Origin of the sequence: Pseudomonas sp. BP11-1-1 (assembly GCF_052112105.1) — a bacterium.
In the GTDB taxonomy this organism is placed as follows: Bacteria; Pseudomonadota; Gammaproteobacteria; order Pseudomonadales; family Pseudomonadaceae; genus Aquipseudomonas; species Aquipseudomonas alvandae.
The window spans coordinates 142,889-165,765 of sequence record NZ_JAUTYU010000002.1; the positions used below are offsets into that span (position 1 = coordinate 142,889).

23 protein-coding genes and 1 pseudogene are annotated in these 22,877 nt (G+C 61.2%); 13 read left to right on the forward strand and 11 right to left on the reverse strand.

Annotated features, from left to right (window positions below):
- The first annotated feature begins 7 nt into the window (after positions 1-7).
- From pstA to Q7C33_RS04215, 5 genes are all read left to right on the forward strand, one after another.
- Positions 8-1,678 (forward strand): phosphate ABC transporter permease PstA, encoded by a 1,671-nt coding sequence (gene pstA / locus Q7C33_RS04195; RefSeq protein WP_030139130.1) that lies wholly within the window; start codon positions 8-10, stop codon positions 1,676-1,678.
- A 168-nt stretch (positions 1,679-1,846) separates the two neighbouring features.
- Entirely contained in the window at positions 1,847-2,680 is an 834-nt protein-coding gene (pstB, locus tag Q7C33_RS04200) for a phosphate ABC transporter ATP-binding protein PstB (protein WP_030139131.1), read from the forward strand.
- A 74-nt stretch (positions 2,681-2,754) separates the two neighbouring features.
- Positions 2,755-3,516 (forward strand): phosphate signaling complex protein PhoU, encoded by a 762-nt coding sequence (gene phoU, locus Q7C33_RS04205; protein WP_030139132.1) that lies wholly within the window; start codon positions 2,755-2,757, stop codon positions 3,514-3,516.
- A 166-nt stretch (positions 3,517-3,682) separates the two neighbouring features.
- Positions 3,683-4,630 (forward strand): response regulator, encoded by a 948-nt coding sequence (locus tag Q7C33_RS04210; protein WP_198796185.1) that lies wholly within the window; start codon positions 3,683-3,685, stop codon positions 4,628-4,630.
- A 231-nt stretch (positions 4,631-4,861) separates the two neighbouring features.
- Positions 4,862-5,758, forward strand: coding sequence for a peptidoglycan DD-metalloendopeptidase family protein (locus Q7C33_RS04215; protein ID WP_407682897.1), 897 nt, complete (start codon positions 4,862-4,864; stop codon positions 5,756-5,758).
- Between the two features lie 186 nt (positions 5,759-5,944).
- Here Q7C33_RS04215 and Q7C33_RS04220 read toward each other — a convergent pair whose 3' ends face one another.
- From Q7C33_RS04220 to phoB, 3 genes are all read right to left on the reverse strand, one after another.
- A complete protein-coding gene (locus tag Q7C33_RS04220; RefSeq protein ID WP_030138217.1) occupies positions 5,945-7,285 on the reverse strand; it encodes a hemolysin family protein in 1,341 nt (446 codons plus the stop codon).
- Between the two features lie 122 nt (positions 7,286-7,407).
- Positions 7,408-8,694: a phosphate regulon sensor histidine kinase PhoR gene (gene phoR, locus Q7C33_RS04225; RefSeq protein WP_407683036.1), complete on the reverse strand. Its 1,287-nt coding sequence runs from the start codon at positions 8,692-8,694 to the stop codon at positions 7,408-7,410.
- 136 nt (positions 8,695-8,830) lie between these two features.
- Positions 8,831-9,520, reverse strand: a complete 690-nt coding sequence (phoB, locus tag Q7C33_RS04230; protein WP_003177195.1) for a phosphate regulon transcriptional regulator PhoB — start codon at positions 9,518-9,520, stop codon at positions 8,831-8,833.
- Positions 9,521-9,673: 153 nt separating this feature from the next.
- On the opposite strand from phoB, the gene Q7C33_RS04235 reads away from it, so the two are divergent.
- The gene (locus Q7C33_RS04235) at positions 9,674-10,057 is read left to right on the forward strand and encodes a COG4315 family predicted lipoprotein (protein ID WP_030138219.1); all 384 of its coding nucleotides are present in this window, start codon (positions 9,674-9,676) and stop codon (positions 10,055-10,057) included.
- 177 nt (positions 10,058-10,234) lie between these two features.
- Here the strand turns inward: Q7C33_RS04235 and ubiA are convergent, their stop codons facing one another.
- A complete protein-coding gene (gene ubiA / locus Q7C33_RS04240; protein ID WP_407682898.1) occupies positions 10,235-11,125 on the reverse strand; it encodes a 4-hydroxybenzoate octaprenyltransferase in 891 nt (296 codons plus the stop codon).
- A complete protein-coding gene (locus tag Q7C33_RS04245; RefSeq protein WP_407682899.1) occupies positions 11,125-11,688 on the reverse strand; it encodes a chorismate--pyruvate lyase family protein in 564 nt (187 codons plus the stop codon). The genes ubiA and Q7C33_RS04245 overlap by 1 nt, the downstream gene beginning before the upstream one ends.
- Positions 11,689-11,863: 175 nt before the next feature.
- Between Q7C33_RS04245 and Q7C33_RS04250 the strand changes: the two genes are divergently transcribed.
- From Q7C33_RS04250 to Q7C33_RS04260, 3 genes are all read left to right on the forward strand, one after another.
- Positions 11,864-12,031 carry a rubredoxin gene (locus tag Q7C33_RS04250; RefSeq protein ID WP_030138222.1) on the forward strand — a complete coding sequence of 56 codons (168 nt, stop codon included), beginning with the start codon at positions 11,864-11,866 and terminating at the stop codon, positions 12,029-12,031.
- Between the two features lie 23 nt (positions 12,032-12,054).
- The gene (locus Q7C33_RS04255) at positions 12,055-13,203 is read left to right on the forward strand and encodes an NAD(P)/FAD-dependent oxidoreductase (RefSeq protein ID WP_198796189.1); all 1,149 of its coding nucleotides are present in this window, start codon (positions 12,055-12,057) and stop codon (positions 13,201-13,203) included.
- Positions 13,204-13,394: 191 nt separating this feature from the next.
- On the forward strand, positions 13,395-13,670 hold the full coding sequence (locus Q7C33_RS04260) for an HU family DNA-binding protein (protein WP_003213368.1): 276 nt from the start codon (positions 13,395-13,397) through the stop codon (positions 13,668-13,670).
- A 135-nt stretch (positions 13,671-13,805) separates the two neighbouring features.
- Here Q7C33_RS04260 and Q7C33_RS04265 read toward each other — a convergent pair whose 3' ends face one another.
- The 5 genes and pseudogenes from Q7C33_RS04265 to Q7C33_RS04285 form a co-directional block, all read right to left on the reverse strand.
- A complete protein-coding gene (locus Q7C33_RS04265; protein WP_198796190.1) occupies positions 13,806-14,168 on the reverse strand; it encodes a DUF6124 family protein in 363 nt (120 codons plus the stop codon).
- A gap of 479 nt (positions 14,169-14,647) precedes the next feature.
- Positions 14,648-14,926, reverse strand: coding sequence for a hypothetical protein (locus Q7C33_RS04270; protein ID WP_407682900.1), 279 nt, complete (start codon positions 14,924-14,926; stop codon positions 14,648-14,650).
- 247 nt (positions 14,927-15,173) lie between these two features.
- A pseudogene (locus tag Q7C33_RS04275) lies at positions 15,174-15,467 on the reverse strand (hypothetical protein); the annotation flags it as partial.
- 12 nt (positions 15,468-15,479) lie between these two features.
- Positions 15,480-15,914, reverse strand: coding sequence for a DcrB-related protein (locus Q7C33_RS04280; RefSeq protein WP_030138226.1), 435 nt, complete (start codon positions 15,912-15,914; stop codon positions 15,480-15,482).
- Between the two features lie 18 nt (positions 15,915-15,932).
- Positions 15,933-17,864: a type VI secretion system Vgr family protein gene (locus Q7C33_RS04285; RefSeq protein WP_323155767.1), complete on the reverse strand. Its 1,932-nt coding sequence runs from the start codon at positions 17,862-17,864 to the stop codon at positions 15,933-15,935.
- A 248-nt stretch (positions 17,865-18,112) separates the two neighbouring features.
- Here Q7C33_RS04285 and Q7C33_RS04290 point away from each other — a divergent pair, with 248 nt between their 5' ends.
- Genes Q7C33_RS04290 through Q7C33_RS04305 form a run of 4 tightly spaced genes read left to right on the forward strand, consistent with a single transcriptional unit; the run spans position 18,113 to position 20,671 of the window.
- Complete coding sequence (locus Q7C33_RS04290; protein ID WP_030138228.1) at positions 18,113-18,547, forward strand: DUF1795 domain-containing protein; 435 nt, start codon at positions 18,113-18,115, stop codon at positions 18,545-18,547.
- 54 nt (positions 18,548-18,601) lie between these two features.
- Positions 18,602-19,813, forward strand: coding sequence for a PAAR domain-containing protein (locus Q7C33_RS04295; protein ID WP_334598530.1), 1,212 nt, complete (start codon positions 18,602-18,604; stop codon positions 19,811-19,813).
- Positions 19,806-20,138 carry a hypothetical protein gene (locus Q7C33_RS04300; protein WP_198796195.1) on the forward strand — a complete coding sequence of 111 codons (333 nt, stop codon included), beginning with the start codon at positions 19,806-19,808 and terminating at the stop codon, positions 20,136-20,138. The genes Q7C33_RS04295 and Q7C33_RS04300 overlap by 8 nt, the downstream gene beginning before the upstream one ends.
- On the forward strand, positions 20,099-20,671 hold the full coding sequence (locus Q7C33_RS04305; RefSeq protein WP_051065892.1) for a hypothetical protein: 573 nt from the start codon (positions 20,099-20,101) through the stop codon (positions 20,669-20,671). The genes Q7C33_RS04300 and Q7C33_RS04305 overlap by 40 nt, the downstream gene beginning before the upstream one ends.
- Before the next feature lie 148 nt (positions 20,672-20,819).
- Here Q7C33_RS04305 and Q7C33_RS04310 read toward each other — a convergent pair whose 3' ends face one another.
- Positions 20,820-22,760, reverse strand: coding sequence for a type VI secretion system Vgr family protein (locus Q7C33_RS04310; protein WP_407682901.1), 1,941 nt, complete (start codon positions 22,758-22,760; stop codon positions 20,820-20,822).
- Between the last annotated feature and the right edge of the window lie 117 nt (positions 22,761-22,877).

The window sequence follows — 22,877 nt, forward strand, 5'->3', positions numbered from 1 at the left end:
GAAGTCTGTGAAACAGAACTCCCTGAAAGGATGGTTCAAGAGCGGCGCCCCCGGCGTCTGGATCAGCGGCGGCGCGGTGTCCATCGCGGTCATCATGACCATTGGCCTGCTGGCGGTGATTGCCGTGCGCGGCCTGGGCCACTTCTGGCCGGCGGACCTGATCCACGCCAGCTACACCGTGCCGGGCATGCCTGCGCAATTGGTCGTCGGCGAAGTCGTGCAGAAAGAAGAAGTGCCTCGCGAGCGCCTGAAAAGCGCCGGCCTGCCGGTGCCGGACGAAGGCCCGGAGTTCATGACCCGCGAACTGGTCAAGGTCGGCAACCGTGACCTCAACGGCACCGACTTCACTTGGATCGTCGGTGACTGGCTGAAAAACCAGACCACGCCGCCCGAGCTGATGGCCATCGAGCGTCGCGAATGGGGCAATTTCTACGGCTACCTGGTCAACGTCAAGGAAGAAGGCAAGGTCGTAGCCGAAGGCGAAGCAGCCTGGCCGCAATTGCAGGCGCGTATCGAGCGCGTCAACAAGCTCGCCGACGAGCTCAAGACCCTGGAGAAGGTCGACATCGGTGCGATCAACGCCGGTCTCGAACGCATCCGCCTGCACGGCCGCAAGCTGGAACTGGACGGCAAGCTCGACGCCGCCGCCCAGGCCGACCTGGAAAGTGAACGCGCTGAACTCAATGCCCGCTACAAGGACATCGAAGCGCGCCTGGCCGACCTGCATGCGCAGTTCAACCGCGACAGCCTGACGGCCCGTGATGCCAACGGCAAAGAAGTGGAAATCGAAATCGGCAAAGTGGTGCACGCCTACCAGCCAAACGGCATGGGCACGTTCACCAAGATGGGTTTCTATTTCAGCAAGGTCTGGGAATTCCTCAGCGACGACCCCCGTGAAGCCAACACCGAAGGTGGCATCTTCCCGGCGATTTTCGGCACGGTGATGATGACCTTGATCATGGCGATGATCGTGACGCCGTTCGGTGTGCTGGCGGCGGTCTACCTCCGTGAATATGCCCGCCAAGGCCCGATGACCCGACTGATCCGCATCGCGGTGAACAACCTCGCGGGCGTTCCGGCGATTGTCTACGGCGTGTTCGGCCTGGGCTTCTTCGTCTACGTGCTGGGCGGCTCGGTTGACCGGCTGTTCTTCCCCGAAGCCTTGCCGGCGCCGACCTTCGGTACGCCGGGCCTGCTTTGGGCGTCCCTGACCCTGGCGTTGCTGGCGGTGCCAGTGGTGATCGTCGCCACCGAGGAAGGCCTGGCGCGGATTCCTCGGACCGTACGCGAAGGCTCCCTGGCCCTTGGCGCGACCAAGGCCGAGACCCTGTGGAAAATCGTCCTGCCGATGGCGAGCCCGGCGATGATGACCGGCATGATCCTCGCCGTGGCTCGTGCCGCGGGTGAAGTGGCGCCGTTGATGCTGGTGGGCGTGGTGAAACTGGCGCCGTCGCTGCCGCTGGATGGCAACTATCCGTACCTGCACCTGGACCAGAAAATCATGCACCTGGGCTTCCACATCTACGACGTCGGCTTCCAGAGCCCGAACGTCGAGGCAGCCCGGCCGCTGGTCTACGCCACGGCGCTGCTGCTGGTGCTGGTGATCGCGACCTTGAACCTGTCGGCGGTGTGGATCCGTAACCACCTGCGCGAGAAATACAAAGCACTGGATAGTTGATGATCGACGCGGACCTTGTGGGAGCGAGCTTGCTCGCGAAGCTTCTGGCGGCCTCGATGGCCCCATCGCGAGCAAGCTCGCTCCCACACTGATCGGCGTTCACTGGAATTTCATTGGGCCGCCAGAAAAGGCGTTCCGAACCGAATTTGTTAGCACAGGGAGCCTCCCATGCAACACGAAGCACACACTCACGGCATCAACATGTCGGCCCTGGGCCGCGACAAGCAGAGCCTGGACCTGGCCCAGGAAACCGTCGCCATCGAAGTGCCCGGCCTGAACCTGTTCTACGGTCAGAAGCAGGCGCTGTACGACGTCAGCCTGAACATCCCGAAACAACGCGTCACCGCGTTCATCGGCCCGTCGGGCTGCGGCAAGTCGACCTTGCTGCGCACCTTCAACCGCATGAACGACCTGGTGGACGGCTGCCGCGTCGAAGGTGAAATCAACCTCTACGGCAACAACATCTACCGCAAGGGCGAAGACGTCGCCGAGCTGCGTCGCCGCGTGGGCATGGTGTTCCAGAAGCCCAACCCGTTCCCGAAGACCATCTACGAAAACGTGGTCTACGGCCTGCGCATCCAGGGTATCAACAAGAAGCGCATCCTCGATGAAGCCGTGGAATGGGCCCTCAAGGGCGCGGCGCTGTGGGACGAGGTCAAGGATCGTCTGCACGACTCGGCGCTGGGCTTGTCCGGCGGCCAGCAGCAACGCCTGGTCATCGCCCGCACCATCGCCGTGGAGCCGGAAGTCCTGTTGCTCGACGAACCCTGCTCGGCCCTCGACCCGATCTCGACGCTGAAGGTTGAAGAACTGATCTACGAGCTCAAGTCCAAGTTCACCATCGTCATCGTGACCCACAACATGCAGCAGGCGGCGCGGGTGTCCGACTACACCGCGTTCATGTACATGGGCAAACTGGTGGAGTTCGGCGACACCGATACCCTGTTCACCAATCCGGCAATGAAGCAGACCGAAGACTACATCACCGGTCGTTACGGCTAGGAAGCCGTTGTTGCTCATTGTGAATCTACGCTGCGGTCCGCCGCACCTTACCGGACGCTCCAAGGACGCCAAAGATGATTAGTAAAGAAGGCCTTACCCACCACATTTCCGCACAGTTCAACGCCGAGCTGGAAGAAGTGCGCAGTCACTTGCTGGCCATGGGCGGGCTGGTGGAAAAGCAGGTCAACGACGCGGTAACCGCGCTGATCGAGGCCGACTCCGGCCTGGCCCAGCAAGTGCGCGAGATCGACGACCAGATCAACCAGATGGAACGCAACATCGACGAAGAGTGCCTGCGCATCCTGGCCCGTCGCCAGCCGGCCGCTTCCGACCTGCGCCTGATCATCAGCATCTCCAAGTCGGTGATCGACCTGGAGCGGATCGGCGACGAAGCCACCAAGATCGCCCGTCGCGCCATCCAATTGTGCGAAGAAGGCGAAGCGCCGCGCGGTTACGTCGAGGTTCGCCACATTGGTGACCAGGTGCGCAACATGGTTCGTGACGCACTGGACGCCTTTGCCCGTTTCGACGCCGACCTGGCGCTGTCGGTGGCCCAGTACGACAAGATCATCGACCGGGAGTACAAGACTGCCCTGCGTGAGCTGGCGACCTACATGATGGAAGATCCACGCTCCATCTCGCGGGTGTTGAGCATTATCTGGGTGCTGCGTTCCCTGGAGCGCATCGGCGATCATGCACGCAACATCTCGGAACTGGTGATCTACTTGGTGCGTGGTACCGACGTGCGGCACATGGGCCTCAAGCGGATGAAGGAAGAAGTGGAGGGCACCCCGTCCGAAACCGCTAATGTTCCCGGTGAAACTGACGATAAGTAAGATTGCCAAGAAAAGCGCCCGGCCTTCTGGTCGGGCTTTTTTTTGCGGTTTTTTTAATCGAAAGCAGCACCCCGTGAACGAAAAGTCCCGGCGTGACTGAAGGTTTTTGGCAATGTGCCATCAGTAAAGCGGTATGCTTGCCGGGATTTTTTAGAGGTGTATCTGGATGAGTAAGGTCAGTGTGTTGGTCGTGGACGATGCTTCGTTCATTCGTGACTTGGTGAAGAAGTGCCTGCGCAACTACTTCCCAGGCATCCGCATCGAAGACGCGGTGAACGGCAAGAAAGCCCAGGCCCTGCTGGCCCGTGAAGCGTTCGACCTGGTGCTGTGCGACTGGGAAATGCCAGAGATGTCGGGCCTGGAACTGTTGACCTGGTGTCGCCAGCAGGACAACCTCAAGGGCATGCCGTTCGTCATGGTCACCAGCCGTGGTGACAAGGAAAACGTGGTCCAGGCGATCCAGGCCGGCGTTTCCGGCTACGTCAGCAAACCGTTCACCAACGAACAATTGCTGACCAAGGTCAAGCAGGCCCTGAACAAGGTCGGCAAGCTCGACACGCTGATGAACAGCGCCCCGACCAAGATGAACTCGGCATTTGGCAACGATTCGCTCAGTGCCCTGACCGGCGGCAAGGCCGCTCCGGCCGCCGCCGCAGCGCCAGCCGCGAACCCGTTTGCCAAGCCCGCCGCCCCAGCCGCCGCGCCTGCACCGGCTGCCGCCCGTGGTCTGCTCAACAGCCCGCCCGTCAAGGCACCCGCCGCCTCCGCGCCGACCAGCAATCGCGGGCAAGGCCAATTGCGCCTGTCCAGCGGCACCCAGCAATGCGTGATCAAGGCCCTGAGCCTCAAGGAAGCGCTGCTGGTGGTCAAGCGCACCGACACCCTGCCACAAGTACTGGAAAGCTCGGTGCTGGACATGGAGCAGGGCGACAACGCCGAGACCGCTCGTCTGAACGGCTACCTGCACGCCATCGTCGCCCACGAGCAGACGCCGGACAGCGAATGGCTGCAACTGACCTTCCGCTTCGTCGACAAGGATCCGCAGAAACTCGACTACATCTCGCGCCTGATCGCCCGCGGCACCGCGCAGAAACACTTCGTACCGGGTGCCTGATTCGGCGGCGCCCTTGAGTCCGCTATCGCGAGCAAGCTCGCTCCCACAGTTGATCCAGTGAGCGCTGAAGATCCTTGTGGGGGCGCGCTTGCTCCGGGCGGCGATCCGACGATGGGGCCATCAGCTCCAACACCGACCGCTGATCCAATTTTGAAACATCTGCCGACTACGCTGGTCCATCCCAGCTGCTAGGCTGCTTTGCAGGCCTTCATTTCGACAGAATTCTTGCCCATGCTCGTGCCGTTGCTGTTCGCCTGTGGTCTCGTCCTGGCCGCCACCCCGGCCCTGGCCATGACCATCTACAAATCCACCGATGCCAATGGTGTGGTCTCCTATAGCGACCGCCCCAGCAAGGGTTCGCAGGTGTTCGTGTTCCGTGATCGCATGGTCGAGCGCCTCGAGCGCCAGGTGTTCCTCGACATCCAGAAACAGAAGGGCGCGGACGCGGTGTACGTGCGCAACGACCTGTACGCCCCTGTGGAGATCGAGCTGAGTTTTGCCGGGCTGCGTAACGTGAGCGGGGCGCCGAGCCGGCCGATTCGTCGGGTGCTGCCGGCGCGCAGCAACCTGCGCCTGGCGCTGCTGACGGCGACGCGACCGGGAAGGCCGCTGGCGTATACCCCAAGGTTCGAATACTCCCTGGGCGACCCGGCAGACGCCGCGCAGGCCTATCAATATCCGTTGCCGTGGCGTGGCGGGCCGTTTCGGCTGAGCCAGGGCGCCAACGGTCAATACAGCCACTACGGTCCGAAGAACCGCTACGCCATGGACATCGCCATGCCCGAAGGCACGCCGATCATCGCGGCGCGGGGTGGCGTGGTGGTCAAGACCGAGAACGAGCAGACCGGGCGTGGCACCGATCCCTCCGGCAACTTCGTGCGCGTGCTGCACGATGACGGGACCATGGGCGTCTATCTGCACCTGCAGAAGGGCTCGGTGAGCGTCAGGGAAGGGCAACGGGTCATGGTGGGCACGCCGTTGGCGCTGTCGGGCAACACCGGCAACAGCTCCGGCCCGCACCTGCACTTCGTGGTGCAGCGCAACACCGGGCTGGGTTTGGTGTCGATTCCCTACCAGTTCAACCAACCGGTGGGCGAGTTGCCCAACTTTGCGTTGGGCAAGCAGTAGCACTGGATATTCGAGGGGCTTTTTGTGGCGAGGGGATTTATCCCCGCTGGGCTGCGAAGCGGCCCCAAAATCTGCCACCTCGGTGTGTCGGGAGGATTGTGCTCGATCTTATTGGGGCCGCTTCGCGACCCAGCGGGGATAAATCCCCTCGCCACAGGAGAGTGTCGCCGGAAAGCAGGTCGACCCTCAATCGAGCATCAACACCTTCGCCAGGATGATCTTCGGCCCTTTCATCTTCTTGATGATGATCCGCAGGCCTTCGACTTCCAGCACTTCTTCCTCTTCCGGCACCCGCTTGAGGGTTTCATAGACCAACCCGGCCAGGGTTTCCGCCTCGATGTGATCCAGGTCGATCCCCAGCAGGCGCTCGACCTTGAACAGCGGCGTATCACCGCGTACCAGCAGCTTGCCCGGCTGGTAGGCCAGGATGCCGCGTTCGGCCTTGCGGTGTTCGTCCTGGATATCGCCCACCAGCACTTCCAGCACGTCTTCCATGGTCAGGTAGCCGATGATGTTGCCGTCGGCTTCCTCGACCACAGCGAAGTGCGAGCCGCCCTTGCGGAACTGCTCCAGCAATTGCGACAACGGCATGTGCCGCGACACCCGTTCCAGCGGCCGGGTCAGTTCAGCCAGGTTGAACGATTCGGGAATGTGATCCAGGGCGGCCAGTTCCAGCAGCAGGTCCTTGATGTGCAGCAGGCCGACGAACTCCTGTCGCTCGCTGTCGTACACCGGGTAACGGCTGAACTTGTGGCGGCGGAACATCGCCAGGATTTCCTTGAGCGGCGCGTTGAACTCCAGCGTCACCAGGTCTTCCCGGGAGTTGGCCCAGTCCACCACTTCCAACTCGCCCATCTCCACCGCGGAGGCCAGCACGCGCATGCCTTGGTCGCTAGGGTCCTGGCCACGGCTGGAGTGCAGGATCAGCTTCAGTTCCTCGCGGCTGTAGTGGTGTTCATGATGCGGGCCGGGCTCGCCTTGGCCGGCAATACGCAAGATGGCGTTGGCGCTGGCGTTGAGCAGGTAGATCGCCGGGTACATCGCCCAGTAGAACAGGTACAGCGGCACGGCGGTCCACAGCGACAGCAGCTCGGGTTTGCGGATGGCCCAGGACTTGGGCGCCAGCTCACCGACCACGATGTGCAGGTACGAAATGATGAAGAACGCGGTGAAGAACGACACGCCCTTGATCACTTCCGGCGACTGGACGCCGACCGCGCCGAGCAACGGTTCGAGGATGTGGGCGAACGCCGGCTCACCGACCCAGCCCAGGCCCAGGGAAGCCAGGGTGATACCCAGTTGGCAGGCTGACAGGTAGGCGTCGAGCTGGCTGTGGACGGTGCGCAGGATATGTCCGCGCCAGCCGTTCTGCTCGGCGATGGCCTCGACCCGGGTCGAGCGCAGCTTGACCATGGCGAATTCCGCTGCAACGAAAAAACCGTTGAGCAGGACCAGGATCAGAGCAAAGAGAATCATGCCGAATTCGGCGAAGAGTGTAACGAGGGACAAGCCAGGGGAAGGGTCCATGATGGGGTTTTGCGGGTTCCGTATGTTCGTAGGGTTGGAAATCGGCGCCTGAAAAGGCAGGCACAAGTCAGCCAATGTAGCGGCTGACCGGTCGATTGCCTAGAGGGGACGGCCGGTCGGCATCACTCGTCGCGGCTTGAGCGTCGTCCGTGAACCACCTGGGCCGGGGCGAAATGGCAGATAAACGTACTGCCGTGGCCGGGCACGCTGCTGATTTCCATGCGCCCGCGATGGCGTAGCAGAACGTGCTTGACGATGGCCAATCCCAAGCCGGTTCCGCCGGTGTTGGAGTTGCGGCTGGAGTCGACCCGGTAGAACCGTTCGGTCAAGCGCGGCAAATGCTTGCTGTCGATGCCGATGCCGGAATCGCGCACGCTCAGGTGCGCGCCTTGCTCATCGCCCCACCAGCGAACATGGATCCGCCCTTGCTCCGGCGTGTACTTGACCGCGTTGAACACCAAATTGGAAAACGCGCTGCGCAGTTCCGCCTCGCTGCCCTTGAGTTGCACGGCAGGGTCGGCTTCAAGCGTGATCGCCTGCTGCTTGGGGCCGGACAGCTCCTGCGCATCTTCGGCGATGGTCTGCAGCAGCTCCTCGATGGGCACCGGCTGGTTGTCCGATGGGTAATCGGTGGCTTCCAGCTTGGCCAGCAACAGCAGGTCGTTGAGCAGGGTCTGCATGCGTCCGCTCTGCTGATGCATCTGCTGCAAGGCCCGGCTCCAACGGGGATTCACCTCCTCGACGTTGTCGAGCAGGGTTTCCAGATAGCCGCAGATCACCGTCAACGGCGTGCGCAGTTCATGGGAAACGTTGGCGATGAAATCCTTGCGCATCTGTTCCAACTGATGGATGCGCGTCACGTCGCGCACCAGCATCAAGTGTTCATTGTTGCCGTAGCGCGTGATGTAGAGCTGGATGCGCAGCCGATCGTTGGTCGGCGAGGGGATTTCCAGGGGCTCGGCGTAATTGTCCTGCTCGAAATATTCCTTGAAGCGCGGGTGGCGCACCAGGTTGGTCACCGGTTGGCCGCTGTCCTGGGGCGTCTTGAGGCCCAGCAGGGTTTCGGCGGCGCGGTTCCACCATTCCAGGTTGCCTTCGCTGTCGAGCATGATCACCGCGTCTTTCAGCGCGGCGGTGGACTCCTGGACGCGGTCGATCACCGCTTGCAGGCGGCCCCGGACGCGCTGGTCGCGCCGTTGCAGGTGATAGATGCTGTCGAACACCTCGCCCCACAGGCCATAGCCGTCGGGCGGGGCTTCGTCGGGTTGGTGCAGGCGCAGCCACTCGTGCAGGCGCAGCAACTGCTTGAGGGTCCAGGCCAGGTAGAGCCCCAGGCCCGCGGCCAGGCTCCAGCCGTAATACCCGGTGATCAGGCCGATCAACAGGCAACCGGTAACCAGCAACAACATGTGGCGAATCAGGGTGCCATGCCAGTTTTGATTCACGGAAAATCCTTGGGAGAAAAGCAGCTCCAAGCTTCAAGCGGCAAGCTAAGGGCTACGCGGCTTTAACTTGCCGCTTGTAGCTGAAAGCTCGCCGCTGCTCTCAAGCCTTTGTCGAAAAACGATAACCGGTGCCGCGCACGGTTTGTACCAGATTCTCGTAGGCATCGCCGAGGGCTTTGCGCAGGCGGCGGATGTGTACGTCCACGGTGCGCTCCTCGACATACACATTGCCGCCCCAGACCTGGTCCAGCAGCTGCCCACGGGTGTAGGCGCGCTCCTGGTGGGTCATGAAAAACTGCAGCAGGCGGTATTCGGTCGGGCCCATCTCGGCAGGCTTGCCGTCGATGGTCACGCGGTGGCTGATCGGGTCGAGCAGCAGGCCGCCGACTTCGATGGGCGCTTCGCCATCGGTCGGCCCGGCGCGACGCAGCACGGCCTTCAGGCGCGCCACCAGTTCTCGTGGGGAAAACGGCTTGGTGATGTAGTCGTCGGCGCCGACTTCCAGACCCTGGATCTTGTTGTCCTCTTCGCCCTTGGCGGTGAGCATGATGATCGGGATATCACCGGTCAGCTCATCGCGCTTGAGGCGCCGCGCCAGCTCGATGCCGGACGTGCCGGGCAGCATCCAGTCCAGCAGGATCAGGTCGGGCTTGCGGTCGACGATGATGGCGTGGGCCTGTTGGGAGTTCTCTGCTTCCATGCAGTCATAGCCGGCCATCTCCAACGCAACGGCGATCATCTCGCGGATGGGCGCCTCGTCGTCGACGATCAGAATGCTCCTGCCAACCATGGGGTAATCCTCTTGTCATTTAACTGTCTTGCGCCGCATTAGATAACGGAATTATTGCAGTCGTGTGACAGAAATTTCTGTGCGAGGCGGCAAAGGGGATCCTGGACTACGCTTTTCAGTCCGAATCCTGACAACTACAAAGGAAGGTTTCCTATGACGCGCATGACTGTTTCTTTGAAAACCCTGCTGATATCTGCTGCCCTGGCCCTGCCTGGATTTGCGATGGCTGCCGATCCTGCGATGGAGAAGGACGGCATGTTCACCGACCACAAGGGCATGACCCTTTACACCTTCGCCAAGGACTCCGCCGGCAAGTCGATGTGCAACGACAAGTGTGCGGCTAATTGGCCACCGTTGATGGCCAAGGCAGGTGCTAAATCCATGGGTGACTGGACCGTGATCAAGCGCGATGACGGCTCGATGCAGTGGGCCTATGAGGGCATGCCCCTGTACACCTTCGTGATGGACAAGAAGGCCGGAGACATGACCGGCGACGGCAAGATGGACGGTGCCTGGAAAGTTGCCAAGCCCGACTGACAGTTTTTCGCCAAAGTAGCGACAGATCATCTGTGGCGAGGGGATTTATCCCCGCTGGGTCGCGAAGCGGCCCCGGATCTGTCGCCTTGGTGTGTCAGGCGAAACTCATTGACTGTTTTGGGGTCGCTACGCAACCCAGCGGGGATAAATCCCCTCGCCACGGGGCCGCGTGGGGACTCAGCGCAATCCGTAATCCAACACAATCCCCACAAAAATCGCCAACCCGGCCCAGTGGTTGTGCAGGAACGCCTTGAAGCAGCGCATCCGATCCCGGTCGCGGGTATACCAGAACTCCCAGGCGAAGCACGCCGCAGCGACCACCAGGCCGAGGTGGAACCAGCCGCCCAGTTTGAACTGCGCGCCAGCCAGCAACAGGCAACCCAGGGCCAGGCCTTGCAACGTCAGGATGATCACCCGGTCAGCATCGCCGAACAGGATCGCCGTGGATTTCACGCCAATTCTCAGGTCATCGTCCCGGTCGGTCATCGCGTAGTACGTGTCATAGCCCACCGTCCACAGCAGGTTGGCGATGTACAGCAACCACGCAGCGGCCGGCAGATGGCCGGTCTCGGCCGTGAACGCCATGGGCATGCCCCAGGAAAACGCCGCGCCCAGCACCACTTGCGGGTAATACGTATAGCGCTTCATGAACGGGTAACTGCACGCCAGCGCCAGGCCGCCGAGGGACAGCAGGATCGTCGGCGCGTTGGTGCACAGCACCAGCAGGAAACTTACGCTCATCAACACCGCGAAGAACACCAGCGCCTCTTTCGAGCTGATCTTGCCACTGACCAAGGGGCGTTGCTCGGTGCGTTTGACATGACCGTCGACCTTGCGGTCGGCCCAGTCGTTGATCACGCAACCGCCGGCTCGGGTCAGCACCACGCCGAGCACGAAGATCACGATGTTGGTCACGGATGGCGAACCTTCCCCGGCAATCCACAGCGCCCATAACGTCGGCCACAGCAGTAGATAAATACCGATGGGCTTGTCCATGCGCGTCAGTTGCACGAAGTCCCAGGCCCGTGGATTGAGGCGGTTCAAGGATTTGAGCAGTTGCGTGTACATCAGCAATTCTCCGAATAGGCGCGGGCGACCGTCCACAGGCGTGGCAGGAACACCTCCGCCACCAGCACGCTCAATGCGCCGCGATCGAAACGCGAACGACGACCCCACAGCGCATTGGCGCGAATCTCTGACGGCAACCATTCGCTCGGGTAGTGACAGACCTCGATCGCCCGGCGCTGGAACGCCTGGTCACAAAACAGCAGCTCGCCCAGGGAGCGGCTGCCCAGTTCGTCCATGTGCAAGCCGTCGCCCTGCAACGCGCTGCGCGCTGCCACACTACGGGCGAATACCCAAGGCTCGCCGTGGCCGCGCAAGTACACTTCGCGCACCCAACCCTCGCTGCCCTCGGCCAGGTCCAGCGCGGCACACTCATCGGCGCGCAACGGCTGCCAGCCTTCGAACAGCGGCGTCACGCTGAAGTGATCGTTCGACAGGCCTGTCAGGCGCCGGGTCAGGGAACCTTCGTCAAACAGCCAGTCCATGACACACGCATCCGGGCGGGGCGACAGCAGGTGTTGGGGCAGCCATTGAAGTGTAGGAAATATCGAATTTGTCGGCGGCACAGGGGTCTTGAATGGCAGCAAATGAGGTCGCGAGCTTACCATGCCGGTCGGCGATTTTGGCCGAGCCAACCCGCCGTCACGCCGATGCCGCTTGCATCTGTCGCGACCGATCAGTACAAAACGGCCCTGAGCCGGAAAATACCGGCCAAGCCTGACATCTCGAGGAAGTAGTGGAATGAAGAAGTGGCAATGTATCGTCTGTGGCCTGATCTACAACGAAGCTGATGGCTGGCCGGACGATGGCATCGCGCCCGGCACCCGTTGGGAAGATGTACCCGAAGACTGGCTGTGCCCGGACTGCGGCGTCGGCAAGATGGATTTCGAAATGATCGAAATCAACTGATCGTTTCATAAACGGAGAGCAACATGAGCGCACCTGTCGTTATCGTCGGTACGGGCCTGGCCGGCTACAACCTGGCCCGGGAATTTCGCAAGCTCGACAGCGAAACCCCGTTGCTGCTGATTACCGCGGACGATGGCCGCTCCTACTCCAAGCCGATGCTCTCCACGGGCTTTGGCAAGAACAAGGACGCCGATGGCCTGAGCATGGCCGAACCCGGCGCCATGGCCGAGCAACTGAACGCCGAGGTGCGCACCCACACGCGCATCAGCGGCATCGACCCGGGCCACAAGCGCCTGTGGATCGGCGAAGAGGCGGTGAGCTATCGCGACCTGATCCTGGCCTGGGGCGCTGAAACCGTACGTGTGCCGGTGCAGGGCGACGGGGCGGACCTGATCTTCCCCATTAATGACCTCGAAGACTACGCGCGCTTTCGTGCCGCCGCCGCTGGCAAGCGCCGGGTGCTGCTGCTCGGCGCCGGCCTGATCGGTTGCGAGTTCGCCAACGATCTGATCCTCGGCGGCTACGAGGTAGAACTGGTGGCCCCGTGCGAACAGGTCATGCCGACGCTGTTGCACCCGGCTGCCGCCGCCGCGGTACAGGCGGGGCTGGAAAGCCTCGGCGCACGTTTCCACCTGGGGCCGGTGCTCAATCGCCTGCAACGGGTGGCCGACGGCTTGGAAGCGCACCTGTCGGACGGCCAAGTGATCGCCTGCGACCTGGTGGTCTCGGCCATCGGTCTGCGCCCGCGCATTGACCTGGCCGCCGCGGCTGGCCTGGTGGTCAATCGCGGCGTGGTGGTCGATCGTCACCTGAAGACTTCTCACGCCAATATCTACGCCTTGGGCGACTGCGCCGAGGTCGATGGCTTGAACCTGCTCTACGTCATGCCGCTGATGAGCTGCGCCCGCGCCCTGGCGCAAACCCTGGCCGGCAACCCGACTGCGGTCAGCTACGGCGCCATGCCGATCACCGTAAAAACCCCGGTGTGTCCACTGGTGGTTTCACCACCGCCACGGGGCAGCGAAGGCGTGTGGAGCGTCGAAGGGCAGGGCGCCGACATCAAGGCTCTGTGTCGCGATGCCCAAGGCAACCTGCTGGGCTATGCCCTGACCGGCGCCGCGGTGATGGAGAAACTGGCGCTGAACAAGCAGCTTCCAGCGCTGCTGGCGTAAATACCGGTCGTTCTGTCGTAAATACCCTGCTTTTGACCCCACAAACACCCGCCGGCCACTGGCGCCGGTTGCGGCCCCGTGCCATCCTCACTCCCGTCTGCCGCAGAGTAGAGCCTGCGGCGCCTTAGGGGTTGTTCCGAAGAGAACAGCACGGACATAACAACAAAAAAACCGTCAAAGGGGCTTCATTCATGCGTAAACCAGAACTCGCCGCCGCCATCGCGGAAAAAGCAGACCTCACCAAAGAACAAGCCAACCGCGTCCTCAACGCCGTCCTCGAAGAAATCACCGGCGCCCTGCACCGCAAGGACAGTGTCACCCTGGTCGGCTTCGGCACCTTCCTGCAACGCCACCGCGGCGCCCGCACCGGCAAGAACCCACAGACCGGCGAGCCGGTGAAGATCAAGGCCAGCAACACCGTTGCATTCAAACCGGGCAAATCCTTGAAGGACAGCGTCAACCCGTAATTGCAGCGAGTACCTCGGTCGAGGGAAGGAAGCGGCAACAAAAAAGGCATACCGAGGGTGATCGGCATGCCTTTTTTTGTGGCTGTTAGATAGCAACCATCTGTTAATCCACCACAGTGGGTTGCGGTGTGGCGGCTAGCGGGGATCGACGTTATCCAGCGCCCGATTCGCCAGCAACGAACCCAGCTCGATCAATTGCTGGATCCCGAGGAGGACGTGGCGGTTGGAGCCCTCCATATCGAAAGCCAGTTCATTGACCATCGCATCGGCTGAGGCCAGGGTTTCGCTGAGGTTGGCCAGCAGGCATTCGTTGTCGAGGTCTTTCACGACGGTGAATAGCTGGCCGGGCTTGATGGTTTCTTTAGGTCTTGTTGGTTTGGGCTTTAGATAAAAGTCCAATGCGCGGGTAGCGGCTTCTTCGAGTTGCTTGGCGTTCAGGCCGTCCAGATAAGGAGAGTTGGGGTCTGCTTCTGGAGGGTTTGGCGTTATTTTGAACATTTACTAAGTCCTTAAGTGAAGCTGTAACCCTCTAGCTACTAAACAGAAGGGTGGCAGCTGTACGCAGGTTAGTAGACCGGGGACTTAGCAAGCCGGCGCGCCCGAAGGCGCCCTGCGCACAACCGCCATCAAATACAGGCATGAAAACGCCTGATTGATAGGAGCCATACACCTTGCTAAATACACCGAGCTACTAAACCCGACCACTGATGGGCAGTGGCAGGCAAACGATAGAGCCCGGGGGCAAGGCGCACAAGCCGGCGGATTCTGGCGTAGTTGTAGGCAAAGGCGCAAGGATGTGTGGCTTGGTGGAAAGCTAAGGGACAGCGAATAAACACCCCCCCGAACTCACCCAAAAACCCGTGGCGAGGGAGCTTGCTCCCGCTCGGTTGCGCAGCGACCGCAATCGGTTGACGCGATATTTCTGTAGGACCGCGTCGGGCCTTTCAGGGCGACTGCCGAGTTCTTCTACCCCTCGACTAGGGCATGCTCATCAGCGCCATTCTCAGGCGCTTGATCAGTTTCGGCGACTTGAGGCAATCGGCCGGGCGTTTGTCGCCCAGGGCGGGCACGGACCGTTCCAGCCACTGTAGCGCTCTCTCGCGTCCCATTTTCCCGCAGAGCACGACGGCCATGTCCAGATGGTCATCCATGGCCTTGGCCAGTTCCCGGGCGTCATCGTTGAGGTAATCCTCTTCGTACACTTGCACGAAATTCTGCCAATCGGCATCACCGACGTATTCGTCTTCCAAGCCCATTCTAAAAACCTTCGAAAGAGATCAAGTTGCTGCCGGTCGGGTTTCGGGCCGACGGCGCCAGGGATCCCATCATAGCCGTTGGCCTTGGCCCAGGCGCCGATCTGATGGGTCTGGGTGTATTTGTTGCCGGTGATGCTTTTGAGGGATACACCCAGTTGCTTGCGCACATCGGCCCGGGTCAGGTCCAGGACGTTATTGAGTTGCACTTTTTTGCGCACTAGCACCCGCGTGGACAGGTCGACGCCCCCGTGGGCGGGAAAAGAGCATTGCCAATGCCCTCGCATATATTGCTCAACCCCTTGTCAGCCCCGGTCTTGCTCATGGCGAGGCCGACCACGGCGCCCACCACCGCGCCGAGCAGGAAGCAACCCAAGCCGCCGGTTGCAACAGTAATACCCGTGGCCGCCACCACGGCAGCCGTCGCCACCGCGGTGATCGCTATGTTCGCGGCCACTTCCAGGACGCCGCCGAGGATATCGGCCATCATCGAGGTGTGGTTCAGCGCGTCGCCTAGCCGGGCGGCCCAGAGTGCATCAGACATGCAATGTGCTCATCAAGCCGGGACGTCGAATACCAGCGAGCCCTTGATCGTCGCCCAATGCGCCGCTTCGGCATCGCCCAGTTTCTCGGCTTTGACGTAACTCAGGGCAAGCATCTTGCGCGTGCCCGGCAATACCAGCGCCAGTTGATACTGGAAGACTTTTTCGTTGCCCTTGTTGAACTGGCTGCGCAATTCAATGGCTTCGACTTCCTGGTTGGCGCCCACGCGCAGGGTGGCGCCCGGTTGGCAGCGCAAGTCCTGGACTTGTTTTTCCAGGCGCTTGAGCTGGTCGTCGAGGTTGCTTTGCAGGGTTTCGCCCTCGGCCAGCAGGCTGCGGCTGACGATCAGGGAGGTGCCCAGCTCGGGAAACTTGAGGATGTTGATCGAGGCGTCGAGCAACTCGCTGGGCGGCAGTTGAAGCTGGAATTCGTTGAGGCGGTAAGTCATGGCGCATAAATCTCGAAATTAGCCCTTGGGGAACGCGGCGCTGATGTTGGCGTCGATACTGCCCTTGACGCCTTGGCCGTCCGGCGTGGCACCGGGGCCGCCGCCATTGTTCAGGTGCAGCACGCCGCCGGTGTTGAACTCGGCGTCGCCGCTGGCATAGAAGCTGATCTGCACGCCGGTCAGGTTGATCTGGCCGCTGGCGTTGAGCTCCAGAATGCTTTCACCGCACACCAGGCGCAGGTTCTCGCCCACTTCGATGACGTAGCTCTGGCTGATGCTGTCAGTCTTGCGCTGGCCCACCGAGAGGATGTCCTCCTGCTTGACGATGCGCAGGCGGTTGTTGCCGATGGTCACGGTTTCGTTGTGGCCGATGCTCTTGTTGCGGTCGTGGCCCACCGAATGGCTCTCGTCCACCTCGACCACGATGTCCTGGTTGCGCTCGGCATGGATGTAAAGTTGCTCGGCGCCTTTTTTGTCTTCCATGCGGATTTCGTTGAAGTTCGCCGGCGTGCCGCCCTTGCTCGAACGGCTTTTCATGCCGCTCTGGGTGGCGTTCTCGGGCAGATCATAGGGCACGGTCTGCTCGGCGTTGTACACGCGACCGGTGATGATCGGCCTATCGGGATCACCTTCAAGGAAGCTGACAATCACTTCCTGGCCGATGCGCGGAATCTGCATCGAGCCCCAGTTCTTGCCGGCCCAGGATTGCGACACCCGAATCCAGCACGAGCTGTTCTCGTTGGATTGGTCGTGACGGTCCCAATAGAAATGCACCTTCACCCGGCCGAACTGGTCGGTCCAGATTTCCTCGCCCTTGGGCCCGACCACCAATGCGGTTTGCGGGCCCTTGACGATGGGGCGGTGGGTGATCGCCATCGGGCGAAAGCTCTGCTGGGCGTCGATGCAGGTCAGGCTGCTTTCGAATTGCGCCGAAGGCGCGCCGACGCCGCTTTCACCGCTTTCCTGGGAGAGGTAATAACGCGCGCCGACAATCAGGTATTCGCGGTTCTGGTCCTGGCGCGTGAAGCCAGTGAGGCTGAACAGATGCCCCGAGCCCAGGCCCCGGGCGTTGCCCGCCAGCTCGACTTGCTCATGCAGGGTCTGCAAGGCTTCGATGCGGGTGCGGGCGTAGTGTTCGCCGTCTTCGCTCTGCACGTAGGTGCCCGGGTAGTCGAACAGCGGATAGTCGCCAGCGGCGTGCGGCCGGGGCATGGCCGAGCGCACGTCGATGCGTGCGCTGGGGCGCTGGAAATCATAGTCGTTAAGTTCCAGCGAACCCGGCTGGACTTCCTGCGCCAGGTGCCAGTCGTGGATGTGGTCGCGTTCGCGCTGCTGCTCGTTCTTCGGGTAATAAGGCACCGATCCGTAGCCGGGCGCGGTGGTGTGGGCGCCATAGGCGTCGGCCAGGACCAGCACATGGCGACCCTGTTCATGGCGGAAGAAATAATAGATGCCTTCCTGTTCCATCAAGCGACTGACGAAATCGAAGCTGGTCTCGCGATACTGGACGCAATATTCCCACTCGCGATACGGACGGCTGAGGGCATCTTCGAAATCGGAAAAACCCAGGTCGCGGAACACCTGCTTGATGATCTGCGGGATGGTCAGGTTCTGGAAAATCCGGCAATCAGAGGTGCGCGTCAGCAGCCACAGCCAAGGCCGCAGCGTGGCCTGGTAACTGGCGAATTGGCCCTGGTCGACGTTCTGGCTGAAGCGCGCAACGATGCCATGAAAATGTCGCTCGCCACCGCCGTCCAGCTGAACGCTTACGCACATCGGCTTGCCGAGTACCTGGTTGAGGTCGATGGCATTGTCCAGCGAGTGCAGCTGCAACTCGTAGTTGAACAGCCGCCCCAGCTCTTCGCCGCCGCCCATATCCTTGAGCAACAGCACCTCGGGACCCAGGGGGCTGGTGATCTTGGCCAGGCGGGAGGCTTGATTCAATAGCATGGGTCGTCCTTATCGCTGCCGCAGTCCTTTGGATGCTGCGCAAGATTGCCGGCTTTCGAGGCTGAAGATCAAGCGATCGCGCCCTTCGACAGCCCGTGCACAGGCAGGTAATCACCGGAGAAGTGACGCTGATCGCATAATGTAGTTTGTTACGCGGGGCAGAGGAACCCGGTTCTTGATTGTTGCCAGGCATTACTTGAATATCTGCTCCTTCGCGCGTCACCTCACGTCCATGGAAAGCGATTACTGTGACTTCCTACCGCATTCAAGAAGCCGATCTCGACATCCCCGATGCCTGGCAAGACCAGAGCATCAATATTTTCAAGCTGCCGGCTATCGGTCCTGCCAAAGAAGCCAGTTTTGTGATCAGCCGCGACGCCAGCCAGGGCGACGCGCCCTTTGCCGAGTACGTGGATCGCCAACTCAAGAGCGCGGAGCAGCAATTGCCGGGTTTCAAGCTGGTCCAGCGCTGGGACACGGTGTTGCAGGGGCTCACGACCACGTTGCTCGATTACACCTGGCAACGCGAGGGGCGCGACCTGATGCTGCGCCAGGTGTTCATCGAGCGTAAGCCGGCGGTGCTGATCACCACCTTGACCACGACCCCGAACGACTTCCCTTATCACGAGCCGGCCTGGAAGCTTGCGATGCATTCGTTCAAGCCACAGCCTCCGATTGCTTGAGCATCGATACGACCCACTGAGCACTCAGTCACATCAGTAAGGTAGTTGCGCGCAATGGATGCACAGGCAGCAGCACGTCTGGGAGATGAAATCGCCCACGGGTTCGGGTTGGCCGCGATGGTCGCCGGCGCCGTGGCCGGCGCCTTGATCGGCGCGGCGGTCGTTGCCGCGACGGTCGCCACCGGCGGCGTGGCCCTGGCGATCATGGCCGGCTCGATTGCCGCCGGCGGCTTGTCGATGTTCCAGATCGTCAAGGGCCTCTCCACCATCTTCAACCTGCCCGAACCCACCACGGGGGCGTTGATCATGGGCAGCTTCAACGTCTACATCAACGACCGCAATGCCATGCGGGCGGGCGAAGACGTTTCGTCGTCCTGCACCGGGCTGCCGATGAACCATCCGATCTGGCCCTTTCCGGTGCTGATCGCCGAAGGCAGCGCCACGGTGTTCATCAACGGTAAACCGGCGGCGCGCCTGCACAGCAAAATGGTCTGCGGTGCCCACATCAAGACGGGTAGTCCGAACACCTTTATCGGCGGGCCGACGGTGTCGGTGGCGTTTGTGCTGGACCTTGAAGGGTGGATGCATTCCGGGTTGGAAGTGTTGGGGTTGGCGGCGGCGGGCGGAGCCTTGTTGCTCGCGGCTTTTGCCGGCGCTGCCGCTTTCTTCGGCGCCCTCGCCGTCGGTGGTGCGTTGTATGTCGGCATGGAGCTGCTAGGTGATTTGGGCGACCGTCTCGGCCCCGGCTATCGGGACTTGTTCCAAGGCGTGGCAGGCATGGCCCTGCTCGGTGCTGGTCCGAAGCTGGCACGTAAGCCCATGACGGCGGCCGAGCGAACGATCCTGGCTCGTCAGCGACAGGAGCAGATGCTCAAGGACAATCGAGGATTCAACATTAGCCCGACGGCATGGGATACATACCCTACGATTGGCCGGGCCGGTACTTTTGTTTCTGACAAAAAAGGCATCACCGACGTTATCGGGAATTTTGCGGGTCGTTCCAAGATCACCATCAGTGGTAAAAAAGCTGCAGAACTGGAGCGCGCCTTTGGTTTGGAAAAAGATGCGCTTAAAGGCGGATTCAAGATCAGGCAGGTCGATGATGTCGTGGGGCGCATGCCCAGAAGTCCGATGGAGGGGAACCAATATTTCCTGGGACCAGGCAAACACTTGCCAGGTGGAGCTCCAGAAATGGTTGTCGAATCGATTCCAACCAAGGATGCGGACGGTATTACCACTTTAACCGAGGTATTTGTCAGTGATTAATGATGTGTTGAAGGCGTACGTGGAAAAAGCGGACGGTGACGTGATTCATGTTCAAGTCATCGATAACGCCTTGGATTCGCCTTTGCGGACCATTGGTTTTTCGAATGCGGCAGAGAAAGATAGCTACGTTCTGCAGGTCGCGGACAACAAGCAAAAGGCCAAGGTGTTCGATGAACTCCGTTCATTAGGCGTGGCCTTTTCTGCGGGCAAGGAATGGTGCCCGTCCGAAGTGTTCGAATACCTTCGCGATGAGCAATTGCTGAGCGGCAAGTACCTGCGAGTCGCATGGACGCAGCCCGGTCAGTACCGGCTTACGAACGAGTGAAATTTGCGTCCTTGGACAACGTATTACTGCTGGCCCTGGCCAATGACGAGTTGGATAAATTCCTCGTCGGCGAGCCGTTCTATTTTCAAGAAGCCAAGAATGACAATGCTGAACCGCAGAACGTCGTCGCGGCTTTCGATCAACTTGTGCTGCGTTATTGGCAACAAACTCACGACAGTCAGTTTCCCGGGCGCTTCGTGGCGGCTTTGCTCAAGATTCTCGCGACCTACCCTGACCGCAATCGGGCGATTTATGTCGCTGCGGTGTGGGTCTGGTACTACCAGTTTTGCCTGAGCAAAAAGCAGGCACGACCCGAGGGGCTTTATGCCGACCTCTTCGAGATCGACATGGGCGCCGTGGCGCTGGCCCTTCAGAGGCAGCTTGAGCTCAACAAGGCTGAGTTGGTCCAGGATACGCGTTGGACCGGTGCCAGTTGGAACAGCCAGAACGGTTTGTGGGGGCCACTGATGCGCACAGCCCTGGTCGTCCGGGACAAGCTGGGCGGCCCTGATTTTGTGCCGGCCAATCTCTGAGCGATTGATTCTGTATTCGGGGCTATCGGTGAATCCGTGGCGAGGGAGCTTGCTCCCGTTTAACCGGGCTGGCGCTCCAGTGCGAAGCGCTCACAAAAGGGGCTGCTACGCAGCCCAGCGGGAGCAAGCTCCCTCGCCACGGTGAACCTCAGGGCTTAGCCTTCGCCGGGAACAGCGCCTTCACCGCCGCGTCGATAACGCCCTTGATGCCCTTGCCCTTGGGATCCACTTCGCTGGCGCCACCGGAGTTGAGGTCCAGGCGCCCGCCGGTGTCGATGTTGCCGTTGCCACTGGCGTAGATGTTGAACGCGGTGCCCGAGATGTTGATCTCGCCACTGGCGTTGAACTCCAGCACGCTCTTGCCACACACCAGTCGAATCTGCGAGCCCGCCTCCACGAGGTATTGGGTGCTGATGCTGTCGCTCTTGGTTCCGCCGACGAGCAGGGCATCGTTGCACTGCACGGCCCGCAGTCGGTCTTCGCCAATCCGCACGGTTTCATTGCGGTCGATGTTCTTGCGCCGGTCGCGGCCCACCCAGTGGCTTTCATCCACTTCCACGGCAATGTCCTGGTTGCGCTCGGCGTGGATGTACAGCTGCTCGGCGCCTTTCTTGTCTTCCATGCGGATTTCGTTGAAGTTCGCCGGCGTGCCGCCCTTGCTTGAACGGCTTTTGGTGCCGCTCTGCGTAGCATTGGCGGGCAGCGCATAAGGTACGGTTTGCTCGGCGTTGTACACCCGACCGGTGATGATCGGCCGATCGGGGTCGCCTTCGAGAAAGCTGACGATCACTTCCTGGCCAATGCGCGGGATCTGTACCGAGCCCCAATTTTTCCCGGCCCAAGCCTGCGACACTCGAATCCAGCAAGAGCTGTTCTCGTTGGATTGGTCGTGACGGTCCCAGTAGAAATGCACCTTCACCCGGCCGAACTGGTCGGTCCAGATTTCCTCGCCCTTGGGGCCGACCACCAATGCGGTTTGCGGGCCCTTGACGATGGGGCGGTGGGTGATCGCCATCGGGCGAAAGCTCTGCTGGGCGTCGATGCAGGTCAGGCTGCTTTCGAACTGTGCCGACGGCGCGCCGACGCCGCTCTCGCCGCTTTCCTGGGACAGGTAATAACGCGCGCCGACGATCAGGTATTCGCGGTTCTGGTCCTTGCGACTGAAGCCAGTGAGGCTGAACAGATGCCCCGACCCCAGGCCCCGGGCATTACCCGACAACTCGATCTGCTCATGCAATGTCTGCAGGGCTTCGATGCGGGTGCGGGCGTAGTGCTCGCCATCCGAGCTTTGCACATAGGTGCCGGGATAGTCATACAGCGGATAGTCGCCAGCGGCGTGCGGGCGGGGCATGGCCGAGCGCACGTCGATGCGGGCGCTGGGCCGCTGGAAGTCGTAGTCGTTGAGCTCCAGCGAACCCGGCTGGACTTCCTGGGCCAGATGCCAATCGTGGATGTGATCGCGCTCGCGCTGTTGCTCGTTCTTCGGATAGTAGGGCACCGATGCATAGCCGGGCGCACGGGTGTGGGCGCCATAGGCGTCGGCCATCACCAGCACATGGCGACCCTGCTCATGACGGAAAAAGTAGTAGATGCCTTCCTGTTCCATCAGGCGACTGACGAAGTCGAAACTCGTCTCGCGGTACTGCACGCAGTATTCCCACTCGCGATAGGGATGACTCAAGGCATCTTCGAAATCGGAAAAGCCCAGGTCGCGGAACACCTGCTTGATGATCTGCGGGATGGTCAGGTTCTGGAAAATCCGGCAATCGGAGGTACGAGTCAGCAGCCACAGCCAAGGGCGCAGTGTGACTTGGTAACTGGCGAACTGGCCCTGGTCGACGTTCTGGCTGCAACGGGCGACGATGCCATGGAAATGCCGTTCGCCGCCGCCGTCCAACTGCAGGCTGACGCACATGGGTTTGCCGAGCAGTTGGTTGAGATCGATGGCGTTGTCCAGCGAGTGCAGCTGCAACTCGTAGTTGAACAGCCGCCCCAGCTCTTCGCCGCCGCCCATGTCCTTGAGCAGCAGTACCTCAGGTCCGAGGGGGCTGGTGATCTTGGCCAGGCGGGAGGCTTGGTTGAATAACATCGAGGTTCTCATGCTGATTAGTAACTGAAGGAGCGCAATCTAATGTGGGAGCGGGCTTGCTCGCGAAGGCGGTGTGTCAGGCAACATCAATGGCACTGACAGATTGCATTCGCGAGC

Coding starts and splice junctions, on each gene's coding strand:
- Q7C33_RS04285 (WP_323155767.1), bottom strand. CDS start 17,864: ATGCTATTGAATCAAGCCTCCCGCCTGGCCAAGATCACCAGCCCCCTG.
- Q7C33_RS04220 (WP_030138217.1), bottom strand. CDS start 7,285: ATGGACCCTTCCCCTGGCTTGTCCCTCGTTACACTCTTCGCCGAATTC.
- phoB (WP_003177195.1), bottom strand. CDS start 9,520: ATGGTTGGCAGGAGCATTCTGATCGTCGACGACGAGGCGCCCATCCGC.
- Q7C33_RS04265 (WP_198796190.1), bottom strand. CDS start 14,168: ATGTTCAAAATAACGCCAAACCCTCCAGAAGCAGACCCCAACTCTCCT.
- Q7C33_RS04255 (WP_198796189.1), top strand. CDS start 12,055: ATGAGCGCACCTGTCGTTATCGTCGGTACGGGCCTGGCCGGCTACAAC.
- ubiA (WP_407682898.1), bottom strand. CDS start 11,125: ATGTACACGCAACTGCTCAAATCCTTGAACCGCCTCAATCCACGGGCC.
- Q7C33_RS04310 (WP_407682901.1), bottom strand. CDS start 22,760: ATGTTATTCAACCAAGCCTCCCGCCTGGCCAAGATCACCAGCCCCCTC.
- phoR (WP_407683036.1), bottom strand. CDS start 8,694: ATGTTGTTGCTGGTTACCGGTTGCCTGTTGATCGGCCTGATCACCGGG.
- Q7C33_RS04250 (WP_030138222.1), top strand. CDS start 11,864: ATGAAGAAGTGGCAATGTATCGTCTGTGGCCTGATCTACAACGAAGCT.
- Q7C33_RS04270 (WP_407682900.1), bottom strand. CDS start 14,926: ATGGGCTTGGAAGACGAATACGTCGGTGATGCCGATTGGCAGAATTTC.
- Q7C33_RS04210 (WP_198796185.1), top strand. CDS start 3,683: ATGAGTAAGGTCAGTGTGTTGGTCGTGGACGATGCTTCGTTCATTCGT.
- Q7C33_RS04215 (WP_407682897.1), top strand. CDS start 4,862: ATGCTCGTGCCGTTGCTGTTCGCCTGTGGTCTCGTCCTGGCCGCCACC.
- Q7C33_RS04280 (WP_030138226.1), bottom strand. CDS start 15,914: ATGACTTACCGCCTCAACGAATTCCAGCTTCAACTGCCGCCCAGCGAG.
- phoU (WP_030139132.1), top strand. CDS start 2,755: ATGATTAGTAAAGAAGGCCTTACCCACCACATTTCCGCACAGTTCAAC.
- Q7C33_RS04260 (WP_003213368.1), top strand. CDS start 13,395: ATGCGTAAACCAGAACTCGCCGCCGCCATCGCGGAAAAAGCAGACCTC.
- pstB (WP_030139131.1), top strand. CDS start 1,847: ATGCAACACGAAGCACACACTCACGGCATCAACATGTCGGCCCTGGGC.
- Q7C33_RS04295 (WP_334598530.1), top strand. CDS start 18,602: ATGGATGCACAGGCAGCAGCACGTCTGGGAGATGAAATCGCCCACGGG.
- Q7C33_RS04235 (WP_030138219.1), top strand. CDS start 9,674: ATGACGCGCATGACTGTTTCTTTGAAAACCCTGCTGATATCTGCTGCC.
- Q7C33_RS04305 (WP_051065892.1), top strand. CDS start 20,099: ATGGACGCAGCCCGGTCAGTACCGGCTTACGAACGAGTGAAATTTGCG.